The organism is Fructobacillus tropaeoli, assembly GCF_001047135.2.
Lineage (GTDB): Bacteria > Bacillota > Bacilli > Lactobacillales > Lactobacillaceae > Fructobacillus > Fructobacillus tropaeoli.
Window position 1 is genome coordinate 1 of the sequence record NZ_DF968158.1, and the last position, 385, is coordinate 385.

Sequence of the window (385 nt, forward strand, 5' to 3'; positions counted from 1 at the left end):
ACCAAACGCAAAACCAAGTATCTCATGATACTGATACGTTAAATCAATTGAACAATCAAGCTGAAACAGAAAAAGCTAACGTTGAACAAGCTCAGACTGAGGTTAATAATAACATTCAAGCCGTAGACTCTGCAAAGCAAGACGTTCAAAACGCAACAACACAAGCAGACCAAGCAAAAGCAAACCTTGCAGAAAAGCAACAAGCTCAAGATTTAACACTTCCTGATCAAATCAAAACTGCACAAAACAATGTTGATGCAAACAAAAAGACTGAAGACCAAGCTCAACAAACACTTAATCAAAAGCAAAGTGAAGAAGCAGACGCAACGTCTGCAAACAATAAAGCTCAACAAGACTTGCAGCAAGCACAATTTGCAAAAGACGT

At 38.2% G+C, this 385-nt stretch carries 1 pseudogene; it reads left to right on the forward strand.

Features of this window, described 5'->3' with window-relative positions:
* Positions 1-385 (forward strand): annotated as a pseudogene (locus AOQ32_RS08815) (hypothetical protein); the annotation flags it as partial.